The organism is Dellaglioa sp. CoH-57-MRSF-20 (genome assembly GCF_056781955.1).
Window position 1 is genome coordinate 59,297 of record NZ_JBXAXV010000004.1, and the last position, 19,619, is coordinate 78,915.

Below are 19,619 nucleotides of genomic sequence, written 5' to 3' on the forward strand. Positions count from 1 at the left end.
AAGGAATAACTCTACGTTATTCCTTTTTTGAAATATTTAATTTTCAAAACCTTCTGTAACTGCCTCTGGATAACCTTGTTCAACAATCGTTGCACAACGATGACAGAGCGTTGGTAACGCAGTATCCTCCCCAACATCAGTCTTAACCATACGACATCTTTGACAAACTTCACCGTTAGCTACTTCAACTTTAACAGCTAAGTTATCAAAATTAGTTGCATCTTCTGGAACATCATCAATAGATAAAATTTCTAAATCAGAAACAATCAATTGTTGACGGATATCCGTATCAAGTACGTTAAGTAATTCTTTATCAGAATCATTCACATATAAAATAACTTTTGCTTCAAATGATTTCCCAATTAATTTTGCATCACGCGCATCTTCCAAAGCCTTTAAGACATATGAACGAATTTTCATGAATGCTTGCCAATTTTCAACAATTTTAATTTCACCATCAAAATGGGCAACTTCTGGCATTTCACTTAATTGAACATATTCTTCTGGTTCTTTCAAATAGTCCCAAACTTCTTCAGTTGTATGTGGCAAGATAGGTGTTAATAACTTAGCCATTGTTGTTACAATCTGGTATAGAACAGTTTGCATTGAGCGTCTTTCAAAACTATCTTCAGCTTCAATATAAACGATATCTTTTGCAATATCTAAATAGAATGCTGATAAGTCATTTGAAATAAATGTAATCACTTTTTTGTAAATTGCTAAGAAATCATATTCAGCATAATCATCCAAAACCTCTTTTGAAAATGTATTTAATTTAATTAACATATACTTATCTGCTGATGCCAATTCATCAAATGCAATTGCATTTTCATTTGGATCAAAGTCAGTTGTATTAGCCAAAATAAATTTAAATGTATTTCTAATCTTACGATATGTTTCAGAGACTTGTTTTAAAATATCCATTGAAACAGCGATATCAGAAGATGTATCTGCTGATGCTGTCCATAATCGGATAATCTCAGCTCCTGATTGTTTAATAACTTTACTTGGTAAAATGATATTCCCAAGCGATTTACTCATCTTATGTCCTTTATCATCAAGTACAAATCCTTGTGACATCAACTGTTTGTATGGTGCAATTCCATTAGTTGCAACGGATGTAATAACACTTGAATTAAACCATCCACGATATTGATCTGAACCTTCCATATATAGATCTGCAGGATACGTTAAATTATCACGTTTACCTAGCACTCCACGATGTGAAGAACCTGAATCAAACCAAACATCCATGATATCTTCTTCTTTTGTAAATTCACCATTAGGACTATGTTCACTTGTAAATCCTTCAGGAAGTAGTGCTTTAGCATCATTTTTGAACCAAATATTTGATCCATTTTTTTCAAACAATTGAGCAACATGTTCAATTGTTTCTGGTGTAATGATAGGTGTCCCATCTTCTGCATAGAAGATAGGTAATGGAACGCCCCAAGCACGTTGACGTGAAATCACCCAATCGCCACGATCTCTAATCATATTGTAAAGACGAACCTTACCCCATTCGTTTTTAAAATCAACTTTTTCAATTTCTTTTAATATATCATCGCGGAACATCTCTACTGATGCAAACCATTGTGCCGTTGCACGGAAAACAACAGGTTTTTTTGTACGCCAATCATGTGGATAACTATGCGTAAAGAATGAAAGTTTAAGTAAATGACCATTCTCTTTCAATTCATCAGTTACTAATGGATTAGCTTTATCATAAAATATCCCTTCAAATCCAGGCGCATCTTCATTCATGACACCTTTTTCATCTAAAACAGATACAACGGGTAATTTATACTTTTGTCCAGCAATAAAATCATCTTCACCATGTCCTGGAGCAGTATGAACAAGTCCTGTACCAGAATCTAAAGTAACATGGTAACCTAGAATAACTAATGATGTACGATCATATAATGGATGTTGCACTGTCATATATTCCATATCGCGACCAGAAAATTCTTTTAATACTTCAACATTTTCCCAATCAAATTCTTCTTTTAAAATATTTAAACGTTCTTCAGCGACAACATATTTTTTCCCATCAGCATTAATTTGGATATATTTATAATCAGGATGTACAGCGACACCATAATTAGCTGGAATTGTCCATGGTGTTGTTGTCCAGATAATCATTTTTGTATCTGTATCTAAAATATCTTTCCCATCAACTACATCAAATGTAATATACATTGATGGTGATTTAATATCGTGGTATTCAATCTCTGCTTCAGCTAATGCTGATTCAGACGATGGTGACCAATAAATTGGTTTTTTACCTTTATAGATGTAACCTTTTTCAGCCATTTCACCAAACATTCTGATTTCTTCAGCTTCAAATTCAGGTTGTAAAGTCATGTATGGGCTATCCCATTCAGCTGCAACGCCTAAACGTTTAAAATCTTCGCGTTGCAAATTAACTTGCTCCAAAGCATATTTTTCACATAATTCACGAAAATCAGCTTTTGACATGGTTTTACGATCAACACCTTGTTTAACCAATTGTTGTTCAATAGGAAGGCCATGAGTATCCCAGCCAGGAACAAAAGGTGATCTGAAGCCCATCATTGATTTTGAACGAACGATAATATCCTTCGTAATCTTATTTAAAGCATGTCCCATATGGATATTACCATTAGCGTATGGAGGTCCATCATGTAAAATGAAACTTGGTTTCTTTTCATTTAACTTTTGTCTTAGTTCATAAACACCGTTTTGTCTCCATGCATCTTCACGCTCTGCTTCTTTAACTGGTAAATTTCCACGCATTGGAAATTCTGTCTTACCTAAGTTTAAGGTTTCTTTCATTTTCATATTATAAACTCCTTTTAAAAGTTATTTTATTTCATTATACACAAAAAGACTCCGTTACAAGGGACGAAGTCTTCGTGTTACCACCCAAATTTAGAAACTTAACATTATATAACGTTAAATTTCACTCAATCATCGTGATAACGGAGATGAAGCCGATTAAACTTACTTGATCATTTCAGTTTAATGAAATCGTTGAGATGATAAATTATATAATACTTATTATCGACCTTCCACTATCATCGACTCGCTAAAAATGTATCATATAATTGTTATTCTCAAATTTATTTATTATCTGGGAAAATGACCATTGTATCTTGATCATTTTGCTCAGAATCTTCATTTGCATCTGATTCAGCAATAATTTCTGTAACAACAATATCGTCATTATTATTAACTGATTCTTTTATTTCTTTGGCTTCACGTTTTTCTTTGTCTTCTTCACGTTTTAAAACGTCTTGAATTTCAGAATATGTGCTTGTCTCGCCTTGTTTTAAAATTTCGTCCCAATCAGAACTTTTAACAACTTCTAATTGTGATTCCATCATAACTTTTAAACGTTGACGGAAAATACGTGCTTGTTTCTTCAAGTCATCAGTCTCAACAGCTAATTTTTTAGCTTTTTCTGAAGCCATATCAATAATATGTTTAGCTTTTTCATTCGCTTCATCAATAATATCATGACCTTGCTTTTGTGATTCTTTATTAATAATTTCAGATTCACGCTTAGCATTAACCTTAACGCGATCAGCAGCTTCTTGAGCAACAATAATTGATTGATTTAAAGAATCTTTTAAATCATTAAAGTATTCTAACTTTTCATTACTAGTTTTAACTTCTTCAGTTAAATTTTCATTTTCTTTTAACGTTATTTCATAATCTTTAATAATTTTATCTAGAAAATCATTAACCTGGTCTTGATCATAGCCTCGTAATTTTACGTTAAATTCTTTATTATGAATATCTAATGGACTTAAAGTCATTTTGCACGTCCTTCAAAATTTATTTTTTTAATATTGATAACTCTAATTTATATTTATCTTTTCTAGTCATACCTGCAATAAAATCTAACTTGATTCGTCCAAAACCACGAATTGACAAAACATCAAACTCTGCTAATTCATAATCAGGCTTATTAATAACTTGCCAATTTAAACTAACTTTTTCAGAATTAACTAAATTTTTGGCGTTTTGTCGAGACATATTATAAACAGCTGATATGACTGAATCGATTCGTAACGATGAAACTAATTCATTTTGCGATTGCCACTCATCTGTGACACTCACCGTTTGTGAAAAAGGAATCTCTTCAAGTGATACCTTAATTTTACCAATACGATCAACTTGACTAATCAAATAATTAGCCATCTTTTTTTCAACAACAACCTGCCATTGCTGACCATCTGTTAAAATATCACCAAGTACTTCTCTATCTAATCCCGCATTAGCCAAAGTTCCCAAAATTTGTCCATGTTTTAAGGTAGCAAATTTTATTGGATACTTAATTTCAATAAGTTGTAAATCAAAATCACTATCTTGAACATCGAAATACGCTGGATAAAAAAGTAATCTTTTTCGTTCAGCTTCTTTCGTGCCACCAAATAATTTTAAACTAATTTCGTCATTTTGGCCTAATAGATAGGTCGCAATATGTGCCTCTCTAGGATTTAAAAAATGAGTTAGAACTGCCCTGTACTCTGATTTAGCTTGCTCGATATAATCTGACAATGTATCAATAATTTCTTTTTCGTCGGACCTGAAATGTTGGTAAATTGTATCATTCATATATCATTAGCCTCCAACATAAAGACGAATCAAAGTAGTCAGAAGTCCCATAACCCCATTTTGGATGAAGCTTAGCGCGATTATCGCAATAATTGGTGAAAAACTAATACCCCCAATTGCCGGGATAAAACGGTCAAAAAATGCAAGGTATGGTTGACAAATTTTACTTAAGAAATGGCCAACCGGCGTATTATAAGCGCCTGGAAACCATGACATTAAAACGTAAATGATAATTGCTAGCTCATAAGCATCAAAAGCCCACGTAATCACTTTAGCTAGAAATGTAATAAACTCAATCATTTGTATACCTCGATTTTTCTTTTATTCGAATTTTTCAAAAATATTATCTGCCATATTTCCTTCAACAGTAAATGAGTTTGGTGTACAAAGAAAAATATTATCGCCAATTCTTTGAATTGTTCCGTTAATAGCAAAAATTGTTCCGGACAAGAAATCAACAATCCGTTTAGATTGAACTTCATCCATTTTTTGAAAATTTACGACGATTGCTTGATTTTGCATTAAATGCGTTGCAATATCCTTAACATCAGAATAAATTCTAGGTTCAAATAAATTAATTTTTTGTGGTTGACTATATTTACCATTTATCGAAACGACTTTATTACTTTGATTCAATGACGAAGTCCGCATAGACTCTTCGGTTTGGTAATCATCATTTTCAAAATCATCTTCTTCAGCTAACCCAAAAAAACGACCAATTTTTTCAAAAGCCATAATATCCGTAACCTCCCCATTGATTCATTTAATTAATCTTTACGTCGTTTTCTGAAAAACGGTGGTGTACTTAAACTATCATCATTATTTGTTGCTAAATCATCAGTTTTGATATCATTCTTAAAGACATCAAAATTTGGTTTTTCAACATTTTCAAATTCTGTTGATTTTTTTTCTTCAGGTTGACTTGATGGGTGCATAATATCCCAATCGTCAAAACGATCTTCTTGCTTTTCAGCTAATGTTGCTTTAGGTGCATCAGTTCTTGGTAATGTTCGTGTACGAACTGTGGCTTTTTTTTCTTCTTTAACATCATCAATACCAGTTGCAATAACTGTTACGACGATTTCATCACCTAGGTCTTCATTAATTGACGTTCCAAAAATAATATTAATTTCATCAGTTGCAGCTTGTGAAATAATTTCAGAAGCTTCTTGCGCTTCGAAAAGACTCATATCAGCACCACCGGTGATATTAAGTAGAACTTGTTTTGCACCATCAATTGAAACTTCGAGTAATGGCGAAGAAATTGCTTTTTTTGTTGCTTCAGCAGTTCTATTTTCACCAGTAGCAGATCCAATTCCCATTAATGCAGTTCCTTGATCAGCCATCACTGTTTTAACATCAGCAAAATCTAAATTAATTAAACCGGGTGATGTAATTAATTCAGAAATACCTTGAACACCTTGACGTAAAACATTATCTGTTTCTTGGAATGCTTCAAGCATCGGTGTCTTCTTGTCAATGATTTCAAGTAAACGGTTATTAGCAATAACAACTAACGTATCAACTTGATCTCTCAGATTAGCTATTCCTTCAGCAGCAAAACGGCTACGTTTAGGTCCTTCAAATGTAAATGGACGTGTTACAATTCCGACTGTTAAAATGCCTTGATCTTTAGCGATTTTAGCTACAACAGGAGCAGCTCCTGTTCCTGTTCCACCACCCATTCCAGCAGTAACGAAAATCATATCAGCGCCATCAATAGCTTCGATAATTGCTTCTTCACTTTCTTGTGCAGCTTTACTACCAATATCTGGAGTTGCACCAGCACCTAATCCACGAGTCAATTTAGGACCCAATTGAATTTTAATTTCTGCCTTTGAGCTTTCCAATGCCTGAACATCAGTATTTAATGCAATAAACTCAACACCTGAAACATTTTCATCAATCATACGATTAACAGCATTACCACCAGCGCCACCGACACCAATTACTTTTATTACTGCGCCTTTATCTTCACTTGAGTCCAAAGAAAATTCCATTACTTACTTCCTCCTATTTAATCGAAAAATTCATTAAAAAAGTTTTTAACTGATTTTAATGGATCCCCTGATGTTTTTGGTTTTCTAGTTTTTTTAACTTTGTTTTTTACTTCTTGCTTCTTAGGTTTTTCGTTGTCTGGTTCAACAATACTATAACTTAATTGATCAATATCAAGTCCCATTGCACTTTTCACTAATAATGTGACTTCATCTTGCTCGACTGCATAATTAATCAATCCTAAGGCTTGTGCAAATGAAGGATAGCGTAATCCCATTTGATCAGGGACGTAGGTTTTAACTTGAACTTGCAAAATTTCTGATGCTAATTCTGTAATTCCTGGTAAAGCTGCAAGACCACCAGTTAAGATAACGCCACCTGGTAATTCTAACGCCTTGATAGCATCTAATGAACTTTTTATTTTATCTAAGATTTGAGAGATTCTTGCTTCAATAATCTCTGCTAAATATTTTTCAGAGATATTGATTGGCTCACTTTGTCCAACAACATCAACTGGGAAAACATCATCTTCTGATGCTAACTCAGAATTAGCAAATCCATAATTGCGTTTCAATTTTTCAGCATTTTCAACAGATGTATTAAGAACCACTGAGATATCTTTCGTGACAAAATCGCCACCCTCTTGGTCCACGTATGTAAATTTCAACTTATGATCATGAATCACTGAAGCAGTCGTTTGACCACCACCGAGATCAATAAGTACAGTACCAAAGTCTCTTTCGCCATCTGACATCGCAACTGATGCAAGTGCTAATGGGTTCACGATTGTTTCTCTGATAGTTAGCCCAGCATTTTCAACACATTTTTTTAAATTATGAATAATTGTTTTTGGGCCAGTATAAACTGATCCATGCATTTCTAATCTCACACCAATCATACCACGAGGATCCTTAATGCCATCAAATCCATCAACTACAAATTCATCAGCAATAATATCAATGATATCTCTTTCTGGTGGTAAATTTTGAACTAATGCTGCACTCGCAACATTCACAACATCTTCATTTGTAATTTCTTTTGATTCATCTGAAACGGCAATCATGCCGTTACAAGGAATAATTTGTAATAAATTAGCAGGAATACCAACATGTACTTCGTGAATCTGAATATTTGCTTTTTCTTCAGCTTGTTTAATAGCTTTTTGTACTGAAATTACAGCCTTATCAATATCGACTACAATTCCCCTATTCAAACCTTGTGAGCGTTCATTACCAATACCAATTACGTTCAATTGACCATTAACGTATTCAGAAACGATAACTTTAATTGATGTCGTACCGATATCTAACCCCACATATATACCTGCGTTACCCATCTGAAAAAGAACCTCCTTACAGCTTGCTTTTAATATTATTTTTTATAAGATATAGTACTCATATTTTACCACATTAAGACCTGATTTAGAAAGGATATCCCATAGGCCATACCAACTTTGTTAACTTTTCTTATTATATGGATAAGAATATGCACCCACTTCTAAATCAACGACACCTTTTTTCTTCATTTTAGATGAGATACTTGGATAGAAAGCCATTTTATCGGCAAAATTATCAATATTAGCAATAATTTTATTTCTGTCATTCATGTATATATATATTCGCTGATTATTCACTTTGGATGGTTGATAATCGATTTCTGATATTCCATTTCTGATTTTCATCGGAATTTTTTTATATTGTTTAACCATTTTTTGCAATATATTTGTTTGATTAAACTTAGAATACGTAGGATAATTCCCCACTGGTTGGTCAAATTTCTTACTTCCAATTGTCCCATTCAAAAATAATTGATAGTATGTTTTATTTTTATAAATATATCCTGCAAGATCATATTCATTAATAGAAAGTTTAACACCATTCCATTTATTATGGCTAACAGTTAGTGACTTCACCTGTGGCAATTCTTTTTTTATATCCTTTAAAATAGCTTTTTTTCTAAAAAACGCGTGGGATAATGGATCATTAATGTGTAAATTACTAGCATTTTCTACTTGTACTTTTGAAACTGTTTTTTCACCTGAAATACTAATATTTTGTATTTTACTTAATGGTGAAATAAAATATAGTGCAATTAAACCAATAATCAGAAACGAACCAATTATAATAATTAATTTTTGTTTTAGGGCATGATGTTGATATTTTTTTAATTTTGGTAATCGGTCACTAATTGTTTTGGGGTTTCCAAAAAAATCGAATCGTTTATTTTTCTTCTTTTTTTTCTCTTGTAAGGCCTCCCAAGGTGTCAATTCAGCTTTTTTTCTTTTTAAGAATTTATTTTTTGACATCTTATTTGGCCTCCTAACTTATTCTTTAATTTTGATTAAATCTTCCATAACCTTAATTAGATTATCTGCAGCATTGGGCACACCCATTTTACGTGAATTATTAGCCATCTGTCTTCTCACATCAGTATTGAGCATCATTTCATCTGAAACCATGACCAATTTTGATCCCGTTAACTTATCCTCAGTAATAAGCTTAGCTGCATTATTATCAACTAGACTCATTGCATTTTTTACTTGATGATTATTTGTAACATAAGGGCTAGGCACCAAAATAGATGGTAATCCAAGTGCAGTTATTTCTGCTATACTTGTTGCACCAGCACGTCCTAAAATGACAGAAATATGGCTTAATAAATTAGGCATATTATTTAAATATGGTTTTATCACAATATTTTTATTTAATTCTATCCCGTTTAAATCATTCATAATTTTATCGTAGTGAACGTTACCTGTAACAAATAAAATTTGATATGGTTTTTTATTTAATTCAGGAATTGCTTCAACCATTGCTTGATTAATTTTCGCAGCTCCTCTTGAACCACCAAAAACTAACATCGTTGGTACATCATCTAATAATCCATATTGCGATAATGCTTCAATTTCTGTTTCATTTACAACCTGTTGTGCGCGGGGATTCCCTGTGAAAACAACTTTTTTCTTAGGAAATTGATCTGCAACTGATTCAAAAGAAATAGCTACTTTATCAACAAAGTGGCTCAAAAATTTATTTGTTACACCTGCAACACTATTTTGTTCATGAACAATAGTTGGAATATGTAATCGAGCAGCAGCATAAACCACTGCACCACATACGTAACCGCCTGTTCCAATAACAATGTCTGGTTTAAATTCTTTAATCATTTTCTTTGCGTCTTTCACACTTTTTAAAAATAGTTGGACTGTCTTAATATTTTCTACTGATAACGATCTTTTAAATCCTTGAATTTTAATTGTTTTAAATGGAATTCCATTATCTGGAACGATTCGGCTCTCAAGTCCTTTTTCAGTCCCAACATATAAAAATTCAGCCGTTGGATCTTTTACTTTTAGCGCTTCAATAAGGGCCAACGCAGGGTAAATATGCCCGCCAGTGCCACCACCAGAAACAATAATTTTCATTTTATTTATCCTCTACTTGCATTAATTTTTCAACCGCTTCAATATATTTGTCACCACGTACTTCAAATGAAGGATATTGATCCCAACTAGCTGCTGCTGGGGATAACAATATAATATCATTGTTATCACTTAATTTATATGCTTCGGGAACAGCTGCAACAACATCAGTGACTTGCTTAATTTGAGTAATACCTGCCGCTTCTCCAGCATTTCGCATTAAATCAGCTGTTTCACCGAAAACAATCATTGCTTTTACATGTGCTTTAAGTACAGGCACCAATTTTTCAAACGTAAATCCTCTATCTAATCCACCAGCTAATAGTATAATTGGATTCGAAAATCCTTTTACAGCCATCTCAGTTGCTTCAATATTAGTTGCCTTTGAATCATTATAGAATTTGCGATTATGCCATGCGCTAACAAACTGTGTACGGTGGCGTACTCCTGTAAATGTCGATAATACTTCTTGAATAGCAGTATTTGTTACACCTTTAATTTTAGCAGTTACGATAGCTGCAAGCGCATTTTCAATATTATGTTCACCAGGAATATTAACTTCATCCGATTTCATAATGAATTCATTCTGATAGTAAATATTTCCGTCTTTTACATAAGCCCCTGTTTCAATTTCATCTAATCTAGAAAATGGCACAATGTTAGCAGAACTTGTTTTAGCTAGTTCACGAAGTTCTTTTAAATCCCAATTGACAACAAGAAAATCACTAGAATCTTGATTTTCAGTTATTCTCATTTTTGCTTTCACATAATTTTCTCGAGTTTTATGGTAATCCGTATGTGCCTCATAAATATTAGTAATAACGGCTATTTCTGGTTTCAATTTATCAATGCCACATAATTGAAAACTTGATAATTCAGCTACAATAATATCATTTTTGGTTACCTTTTTTGCTACGGCAACAGATGGAACACCAATATTTCCAGCGACAAATGCACGTCCTTGCTTTCTTTCTTGATTTAACATCAATGAAATCAGCGTCGTTGTAGTTGTCTTACCATTCGTTCCTGTAACCCCGATCATTGGCGCTTCAGAAATTTCATAAGCAAGCTCTGGTTCTGTAATAATAGGTAAACCTTTTTCCATTGCCTTTTCAATAAGTAAATTTGTATATGGAATTCCAGGGTTTTTTACGACTAACTCAAAATCCTCATCTAGTAAAGAGAGTGGGTGTCCGCCCGTAATCACTTTGATTCCTTCAGCCAAAAGCTCTTTAGCTTCAGGGTTATCATCAATATTTTTATGATCATTCACAGTCACAAATGCGCCTAAATCTTTTAAAAGTTTGGCTGCATTCAAGCCACTCTTTGCTAAACCTACAACTAGAACCTTTTTATTTTGATAATTCGTAATATTTTTCATTCCAATTAAATCTCCCTTTATAAAATGACTAGTAACGTTAAAATCGCAGCAATTAACCCAATAGTCCAAAAGACAATATCAATTTTCCATTCATTCCAACCACTCATTTCAAAATGATGATGAATTGGGCTCATCTTGAATATGCGTTTACCTGTTAATTTAAATGAAGCTACTTGTAAAATAACACTTGCCGTCTCACAAACAAATATAATACCAATAAAAATGAGTGATAGTTCTTGGTGTAATAAAATTGAAACGGTTGCTAATGCACCACCTAATGCTAACGATCCCATATCTCCCATGAAAACTTTAGCTGGTTTATGATTAAACCAAATGAACGCAATTAATGCGCCAATGACAGATAAACAAAAAATAAGTACATCCTTTTGTTGTTGTACTTGCGCAACAACTGCATATGCACCGAATGCAATAATTGATTGACCTGAAACAAGACCGTCAATTCCATCAGTTAAATTAACCGCATTAGAGAATCCAACAAGCCAAATAATAATGAATACAGCATAAAGAATACCGATTGAGACCTCACCAAAACCAAAGACATTAATTGCAAGTGGCAAATGTTCATGGACATAAACGACGGTGAAGATTAATCCACCAACTATTTGACCCAATAATTTTTGCCAAGGCTTTAAACCTTCATTTTGTCGTTTGAATAATTTGATACTGTCATCCCAAAATCCTAAAATAGCATATAAAAATAAGATGAAAATCATAATCATCATCGCTGGTGTCATAGAATTAGCCCATATACCTGTCCAAATTGCAGTAATAATAATAGCAATATTAAAGACAAATCCACCCATTGTTGGTGTACCAGACTTTTTCTCATGCCATTTTGGTCCTTCTTCTCTAATCATTTGCCCTTGTTTACGTATTCTAAAATAGCCAATAAATAATGGCATAAACATAAACGTTAATGCGAATCCACTTACCAACGGTATAAACATTTCTGGTTTAGTCATTGTCTTATCCTCACTCAATTCTTATTTTTTATTTAATGCTCCCGATGCTTCTTCAACATCGTCAAAATGCACTTTTTCTCGACCAAGAATTTGATAATCTTCATGACCTTTACCAGCAATTAAAATAACATCTCCTGGTTGCGCCTTTTTTATTGTTTGAGCAATTGCATCGTGTCGATCCATTATAACAGTTGCTCTATTTTCTGGAATTCCAGTCAGCATGTCTGCCATAATTTCCTTAGGATCTTCAGTTCTAGGATTATCCATAGTAAATACTGGGTAATCACTATGGTCAGCAGCAATTTTTGCCATTTTAGGACGTTTTCCTTTATCACGATCACCACCGCAGCCAACAATGCAATAAATTTTATTTTGTGCAAAATCTTGTATTGTCTCTAAGACATTTAATAACCCATCTGGTGTGTGCGCGTAATCTACAATTACACTGATACCCGTTTTAGAAGGCACTAATTGAAAACGACCTTTAACACCAGTCACTTTTTCAAGTGATTTAATAATTTGTGTTTCATCAAGTCCAGCAGCATATGCGGCACTAAACGCAGCAAGCATATTATAAACATTAAACAAGCCGATTAATTGCATTGTAACATGAGTTGTTTCACCAAAAAGAATTAAATCAAACTCAGTTCCATGACTCTTAATTTCAATATTTTTAGCTTGAATCATGGCATCATCATTTTCGATACCGTAAGATAATATTTGAGCAGAAGTAAACTGAGTAAACGTTCGAGCCACTGGGTCATCAAAATTTAAAACAGCCACTTTTGAGTCGCCTGATTCAGTATAATGATTACCCAACTGAGCAAATAACATACTTTTTGCATGTGCATAATTTTCCATTGTTTTATGAAAATCTAAATGATCTTGTGTCAAATTTGTAAAAACTGCGATATCAAAATCAATACCCCATACACGTCCTAAGACTAACGCATGTGAAGAAACTTCCATTGCAACAGTTTCAACTTTTTCTTGTTTCATTTGTGCTAAAGTTCTTTGCAATGTAATAACATCTGGAGTTGTATTATTCGAAGGATACAGTGTATCATTTATTTTACGATACATTGTACCGATTAAACCTGTTTTTTGATTTAAGTCACGATAAATTTGTTCAATCAAATGTGTAACAGTCGTCTTACCATTTGTACCAGTAACACCAATCATTCTCATCTGCTGACTTGGGACGCCATAAAATGCATCGGCAAGAATTGCCATCGCACGATTTGTATCTTGGACATAAACGACTGGAACAGGTACATCAACTGGTTTACGAGCAATAATAATCTTCGCACCTTTTTCAACCGCTTGATTCACAAAATCATGTCCATCAACTGTATAACCTTCAACAGCAACAAATAGACTATCTTCAACAACTTCTCTTGTATCTTGTGTTAATAGCTTAATATCTAACTCTGAATCAATCGCCGTTGATACTCGTTTAAATTTTAAACTTTGGATTAATTTATCTGCTCTCATATCTATATTCACCTTTTTATTTTAACGTTAATTTCACCATAGTTGATTTTTTAACAACTGTATTCGCCTTAATACTTTGAGCTGCTACATAACCACTACCCGTTGTCGTTAAGTTTAGTTTCATTAATTCTGCAGCATTCACCGCATCACTCTTTGACCAACCGGTTAAATCAGGCATAATCATTTCACCATTTGTTAATAACAATATTTTACGTCCGGATAATACAGTCGTTCCAGCAGGTGGATACTGATTAGCTACCGTTCTGCCATGTCCGATAACTGCAATATCTAGATTTTGTTCGTTTAATTTTGTTTTAGCTGATGAAGTTGAACTATTTGTAACGTCTGCTACTGTTACATTAGTCTTTGCAGTTGATACCGCTGTTGAACTGTCTTCTTCTAAAGTCCTCTTCATCAATGGATTAAATATTTGTGCCAAAATAGCATTACCACTGGTACCTTGCATATTTTGTGGTTGTTTCATCGTTACATACATAATATATTTTGGATCTTTGGCCGGCGCCATACCTACAACTGAAAAGACATAATTTGCATCACCCGTTAGATATCCAGTTCCATTTGGATCCGAAATTTGGGCAGTTCCTGTTTTTGCAGCTATCTTGTAACCATCAATTTTAAAGGCATTACCGGTCCCATAATTTTTGTAGATAACATCTTGCATCATGCTTAATACTTCTTTAGACGTTGATTTTTTAATAACTTGTCCTAAATTTGTTGTTTTAGCTTGATACGTTGTTTTTCCAGTATTAGGATCTACAATTTTATCCACAAGCGTTGGTTTGATCATCTTACCGTTGTTTGCAAATGCCGTAAAACCTTGCATCATTTGCATAGTTGTCACATTTATTCCTTGACCAAAAGCTGTATCTGCTTGTTCAATTGGGTATTGAAATTCAATACTACCTTTTGCTTCATTAGCTAATCCCAGATTTGTACTTTCCAGGAAACCAAATTTTTTAATATATTTAAGCCAAGCAGTATGCCCCATCGCTTGTTCCAACTTAGCCATACCAACATTACTTGAACGAGCGAAACCTTCACGATAAGTGATTAAACCCCAACCAGATGTATTCCAATCAGGAACAATCTTAGTTCCCACTTTTAAAACACCTGATTTATAGACGGCATTCTCATTGTAGGCATTATTTTCAATAGCAGCTGCCATTGTAAATACTTTCATAGTCGAGCCAGGTTCATAACTATCTTCAATTAGCGTATTACGCCACATCTTTGAAATACCACTTTTGGTATCTGCATTAAATGTAGGCCGTTGACTTCCTGCCAAAATTTTTCCATTTTTAGCATTCATTATAACAACATTCATTGATTTAGGATTATATGTTTTTTGTACGTTAGTTAGAGTTGTTTCAAGATACGTTTGTAATTTTGTATCAATGGTTGTATAAATATTATTTCCATTTTCAACTTTTTTTGTTTTTGTCTTTGAGTTTGGTAGTTGGTAACCATAACTATCTTTTTGGACCTTTTTTAACCCGTCTGTTCCACTTAATTGTTTATTAAATGCTAATTCTAGTCCCATTACACCAGATAAAGTTGAATCACCTTTTTTTGAAGTGCTTTTTGTCACACCAATTAAATGTGATGCAAAAACACCATTTGGATATAATCTTGCTTGTGTTTCAGTGAAATAAATACCTTTTAAATCTGCTGATTCTATCTTGTTTTTTGTTTCCAAAGATAAGTTTTTACCAGAATTACCAAATTCAACTTGGTAAGTTCCTTTTTTTGCATTCAAAATATTGTAAACTTTAGATTCTTTCATTCCAATCGCATCACTAATAACTTTTGCAGCTTTACTCTTATCAGTAACGTATAACGCTTTGTTATTTGCACCAACATATGATTTTGATAGAACTGCATAAATTGAGTAGTTTGTTGTATCTTCAGCAATCGGTTGATTTGAATCATCATAAATGGTTCCTCTATTTGCTTTATCAATTCGACTATTTTCATAAAGTGCCTGTGTTTGGCTACTTAAATTAACATCTGAAACTTTTCCACCTATTACAATATAAGAAAAACGAATGATAAACATCAAAAGAATCGCTAAAACGGCCAGGATTAGTAGCACACCAAACCTTTGCCTATTTCTACGTTTCTTTTTCATGTCATTTATCATCCGTTGCTTTTGATTATTCATTTCGTTACATTCCTTATTCTACTCTCACTTAAATTAAGACCATTTTTATTAGCGATACTATTTAATCGATCATTACTGGCAAGTTCGTTCACTTCTTGTGTCAAATCAGAACTCTTAGTTTGAATAGCTGTTATTTCGCTGTTAATATTTTGTAAAAATTGACTACTATTAGACAACTCTACCTGAGATGAAACTAGCATAAGCATAAGTACCAAAGAAATTGCACCAATTAAACCAAATAATGATTTTTCAATTCTAGAAAATGCAACACTTTGTGATCCCACTGTTTTTTTATGTATAGGTTGTTGTCTTGGATTTTCTTTATATTCTCTTGGCATTTGTCGTGCTGTGCTATTTTGTGCCATGATATGTAACCCCTTTATTATAAAATATTATTTTTTCAATCGTTTTATAATTCTCAATTTTGCTGAATGTGCACGCCTATTATTCTGTAATTCTAATTCTGATGGTAAAATTGGCTTTTTATTAACTAGTGCATAATTTGGCTGAATATTATCTGGAATTACAGGTAAACCCGGTGGTAACTCTGGTAAACTTGTTCGTTCCTTAAACATCGTTTTGACCAATCTATCTTCTAATGACTGAAATGTAATAACGCTAACTTGCCCCTTAACATTAATTAAATCAATTGCTTGCTCTAATGAATCTTCTAAAACACCCAATTCATCATTAACCGCAATTCGAATAGCTTGAAAAACTTTTTTAGCAGGGTGCCCACCTGTTCGTCTTGCACGAGCCGGAATACCCATTTTAATTAATTCAACTAATTGACTAGTTGTAACAATTTCTTCATTTTCTCTAGCATTTTCAATCTGACGAGCAATTGACTTTGCAAATTTTTCTTCACCATATCTAAAAAAGATTCTAATAAGTTCTTGATATGTCCAATTATTAACAATCTCTTTAGCTGTTAATTCTGCACTTAAATCCATCCTCATATCTAACGGCGCATCGTGCTGATAACTGAAGCCTCGTTCTGCGACATCAAATTGTGGGGATGATACACCTAAGTCATAGAGTACACCATCTACTTCCGTGACATTAAGTTCCAGTAACGCGGCTTTTAAATCTTTAAAATTGCGTTTAATAAACGTAACTTGTCCATTTTCTATGTATTTTTTTAAATGCCCTTCATTATAAGTAATCGCTGTTTGATCTTGGTCAAAAGCATATAAATGTCCCTCCGTACTTAGTTGAGACAGGATTAGGGCACTATGTCCACCGCCACCCAAAGTACAATCAACATATATACCATCTGGTTTAATAGCCAACCCATCTACTGCTTCATTTAGTAGTACTGTTTCATGTTCAAATGTCGTCATAGTTTTATCCCCTTTCATACGTGTTATTTAAAATCCAAAATCAATCATATTTTCTGCAATTTCATCAAAATTTTCTGATGCACTCTCTGAAAAACTATTCCATCGATCTTCACTCCATACTTCGAATCTGTTTGAAACACCTACTAGCACACATTTTTTTTCTAAATCAGCATGTGTTCTTAAAGGAACTGGAATATTAATACGGCCTTGTTTATCAAATTCACATTCTGTAGCTGCAGAATATAAAAATCTTACAAAAGCCCGTGAATCTTTTTTTGTTAAAGGGAGTGTTTTAAGCTTTTCTTCTAGGAGTGTCCACTCTGTTTGTGTATATCCGAATAAACAACCATCCATACCTCGAGTAATAACAAATTTCTCACCTAATTCCTCACGAAATTTAGCTGGAATAATTAATCTACCTTTAGTATCTAAAGTGTGTTTAAATTCGCCCATAAACATTGTGTACAGCCCCCCTTCATAGTAACTATTTAAATTTTACCACAATGCCCCACATTCCACCACTGAATTCCCCAATATTATGATTTTAAATGATAATATACAAAAAAACACTCAATCCTTTTTAGATTAAGTGTTTTTTACATTACTTATAATTAAAAATGTAGGACGATATCCTTAAAATAGTACTAAAAAGAGAAGCATTAAGAGGTACCATCCAAGCATATAAATATCAGTAATTTTCCAAATGGTCTTGAAAAATTTTGCATAAATTAATTCTCCATCTCGATACGCATACATAAGCGCACTAGCAATACCAATTAAGCACCAAGAAAATATTATAAATGGTGTAATCGATAAATTAAACTCTCGTACTGATAAAATATGTGTCAATAAAAGAAGTAATGGTGGTAAAAAATCAATGATTTGCAACCGTTTAGGCCAATTTTTACGTAAAATACGTTTAAGTAAAGTTAAAATTAGAATATATCCAAATATTAAAATTATCGACCCATACCAAGTTCCAAAAAATGGTAAAAGTTTCATAAATTACCCCTTTTAGATACTGCTTAAAAAGACATCATGTAATGCATTAACAGCAGTTTTTAAATCGTCCTGTTGAACTAAAATCCAAATTGTCGTATAACTATCAGTTGTTTGAAGAATATTAATATCCTTCTCAGCTAGTGCTGTTACAATTTTGGCCGTAACACCTGGTGTTCCAGTCATCCCCGCTCCCACAATTGAAACTTTCGCACAGTTTGGAAGCACTGAGACATCAATTCCAGCATCTACTAAAAGTTGTTTAGCTTTTTTTTCATCATCATTGAACAAATTAAAGAGGACTTTGCCAGGTGAGATATTAATAAAATCAACGCTCAAATTATTATTGGACATCAAATTAAAAACATCTTTTGGAGCATGATTAACTGTTTTAATTGTAAATTGACTGAGTCCAGTCACATGAGCAATACCAGTTACACTACGATAATGCTTTACACCTAAGTTTCGGTCGGTCACAAGGGTTCCCATCTCTTCAGGACTTTGCCAAGTTGAGCGAATCCGAACTGGAACATGGGCTTGTTGCGCAATTTCCACTGCACGAGGATGGATAACTTTCGCACCTTCATGAGCCATATTTGCAACTTCTTCATAACTGACTGTTTCTAGAAATTTTGCCTTTGTAACTAATCTAGGATCGGCAGTCATCATCCCTGACACGTCAGTAAAAATATCGACACGTTCAGCATCTAATGCTGCTCCAAGTAATGCAGCTGTCGTATCACTTCCACCACGCCCAATAGTCGTCGTTTGACCTTTACTTGTAGCACCTTGGAACCCAGTCACAACTAAAACATCAGCATCTTTAAATGCCTCATCAATTAAATCAGTATTAATGTTAATTACTTTAGCATTCTGAAATTCATCAGTTGTTTCAACTCCAGCATCCTGCCCTGTTAAAGCAGCAGCTTTAATGCCTTCCTTATTCAATAATTCAGAAAAAACTGCGGCAGAAATAGTTTCACCAACAGAAACAATCATATCAAGTTCTCTATTAGAAAGTAATGATTGCTCTCCATCGACAAGTCCTAATAATGAATCAGTTGCATAAGGTGCACCTTTACGCCCAATTGCTGAAACAACGACAACGACTTGATACCCTTTATCAACTGAATATTTTACGTGTTTTAAAGCTGCTCGTCTCGACTCATCGTCTTGAACCGATGTGCCACCAAACTTCTGAACCATAATTGTCATT

The 19,619-nt window shown here is 33.5% G+C and carries 18 protein-coding genes; all 18 read right to left on the bottom strand.

The features are described from left to right. Positions 1-36: 36 nt before the first annotated feature. Entirely contained in the window at positions 37-2,820 is a 2,784-nt protein-coding gene (gene ileS / locus AC1RPN_RS05435; RefSeq protein ID WP_481761685.1) for an isoleucine--tRNA ligase, read from the bottom strand. Between the two features lie 281 nt (positions 2,821-3,101). After that, positions 3,102-3,800, bottom strand: coding sequence for a DivIVA domain-containing protein (locus AC1RPN_RS05440; protein WP_409022377.1), 699 nt, complete (start codon positions 3,798-3,800; stop codon positions 3,102-3,104). A 19-nt stretch (positions 3,801-3,819) separates the two neighbouring features. Next, complete coding sequence (locus tag AC1RPN_RS05445) at positions 3,820-4,602, bottom strand: YlmH family RNA-binding protein (RefSeq protein WP_481761684.1); 783 nt, start codon at positions 4,600-4,602, stop codon at positions 3,820-3,822. A gap of 6 nt (positions 4,603-4,608) precedes the next feature. After that, positions 4,609-4,902 (bottom strand): YggT family protein, encoded by a 294-nt coding sequence (locus tag AC1RPN_RS05450; RefSeq protein WP_409022375.1) that lies wholly within the window; start codon positions 4,900-4,902, stop codon positions 4,609-4,611. Between the two features lie 21 nt (positions 4,903-4,923). Beyond that, the gene (locus AC1RPN_RS05455; RefSeq protein ID WP_481761683.1) at positions 4,924-5,337 is read right to left on the bottom strand and encodes a cell division protein SepF; all 414 of its coding nucleotides are present in this window, start codon (positions 5,335-5,337) and stop codon (positions 4,924-4,926) included. A gap of 32 nt (positions 5,338-5,369) precedes the next feature. Beyond that, a complete protein-coding gene (gene ftsZ, locus AC1RPN_RS05460) occupies positions 5,370-6,602 on the bottom strand; it encodes a cell division protein FtsZ (RefSeq protein ID WP_481761682.1) in 1,233 nt (410 codons plus the stop codon). A gap of 17 nt (positions 6,603-6,619) precedes the next feature. Further along, complete coding sequence (ftsA, locus tag AC1RPN_RS05465; protein WP_481761681.1) at positions 6,620-7,936, bottom strand: cell division protein FtsA; 1,317 nt, start codon at positions 7,934-7,936, stop codon at positions 6,620-6,622. Between the two features lie 120 nt (positions 7,937-8,056). Further along, positions 8,057-8,905 carry a cell division protein FtsQ/DivIB gene (locus tag AC1RPN_RS05470; protein ID WP_409022371.1) on the bottom strand — a complete coding sequence of 283 codons (849 nt, stop codon included), beginning with the start codon at positions 8,903-8,905 and terminating at the stop codon, positions 8,057-8,059. 18 nt (positions 8,906-8,923) lie between these two features. Then, entirely contained in the window at positions 8,924-10,024 is a 1,101-nt protein-coding gene (gene murG / locus AC1RPN_RS05475) for an undecaprenyldiphospho-muramoylpentapeptide beta-N-acetylglucosaminyltransferase (protein ID WP_409022370.1), read from the bottom strand. 1 nt (position 10,025) lies between these two features. After that, on the bottom strand, positions 10,026-11,402 hold the full coding sequence (gene murD, locus AC1RPN_RS05480; RefSeq protein ID WP_481761680.1) for a UDP-N-acetylmuramoyl-L-alanine--D-glutamate ligase: 1,377 nt from the start codon (positions 11,400-11,402) through the stop codon (positions 10,026-10,028). 17 nt (positions 11,403-11,419) lie between these two features. Then, positions 11,420-12,385 carry a phospho-N-acetylmuramoyl-pentapeptide-transferase gene (gene mraY / locus AC1RPN_RS05485; protein ID WP_409022368.1) on the bottom strand — a complete coding sequence of 322 codons (966 nt, stop codon included), beginning with the start codon at positions 12,383-12,385 and terminating at the stop codon, positions 11,420-11,422. Positions 12,386-12,406: 21 nt separating this feature from the next. After that, positions 12,407-13,879, bottom strand: a complete 1,473-nt coding sequence (locus AC1RPN_RS05490; RefSeq protein ID WP_481761679.1) for a UDP-N-acetylmuramoyl-L-alanyl-D-glutamate--2,6-diaminopimelate ligase — start codon at positions 13,877-13,879, stop codon at positions 12,407-12,409. 16 nt (positions 13,880-13,895) lie between these two features. Then, positions 13,896-16,061 (bottom strand): penicillin-binding transpeptidase domain-containing protein, encoded by a 2,166-nt coding sequence (locus AC1RPN_RS05495; protein ID WP_409022366.1) that lies wholly within the window; start codon positions 16,059-16,061, stop codon positions 13,896-13,898. Continuing rightward, complete coding sequence (gene ftsL, locus AC1RPN_RS05500) at positions 16,058-16,426, bottom strand: cell division protein FtsL (protein WP_481761678.1); 369 nt, start codon at positions 16,424-16,426, stop codon at positions 16,058-16,060. Before ftsL ends, AC1RPN_RS05495 begins: the two co-directional genes overlap by 4 nt. A gap of 27 nt (positions 16,427-16,453) precedes the next feature. Next, positions 16,454-17,404, bottom strand: coding sequence for a 16S rRNA (cytosine(1402)-N(4))-methyltransferase RsmH (gene rsmH / locus AC1RPN_RS05505; protein ID WP_481761677.1), 951 nt, complete (start codon positions 17,402-17,404; stop codon positions 16,454-16,456). 27 nt (positions 17,405-17,431) lie between these two features. Then, positions 17,432-17,863 (bottom strand): division/cell wall cluster transcriptional repressor MraZ, encoded by a 432-nt coding sequence (gene mraZ, locus AC1RPN_RS05510; RefSeq protein ID WP_481761676.1) that lies wholly within the window; start codon positions 17,861-17,863, stop codon positions 17,432-17,434. A 174-nt stretch (positions 17,864-18,037) separates the two neighbouring features. Beyond that, the gene (locus AC1RPN_RS05515; RefSeq protein ID WP_409022362.1) at positions 18,038-18,406 is read right to left on the bottom strand and encodes a DUF3397 family protein; all 369 of its coding nucleotides are present in this window, start codon (positions 18,404-18,406) and stop codon (positions 18,038-18,040) included. A 12-nt stretch (positions 18,407-18,418) separates the two neighbouring features. After that, positions 18,419-19,618 carry an aspartate kinase gene (dapG, locus tag AC1RPN_RS05520; RefSeq protein ID WP_481761675.1) on the bottom strand — a complete coding sequence of 400 codons (1,200 nt, stop codon included), beginning with the start codon at positions 19,616-19,618 and terminating at the stop codon, positions 18,419-18,421. Position 19,619 lies beyond the last annotated feature (1 nt).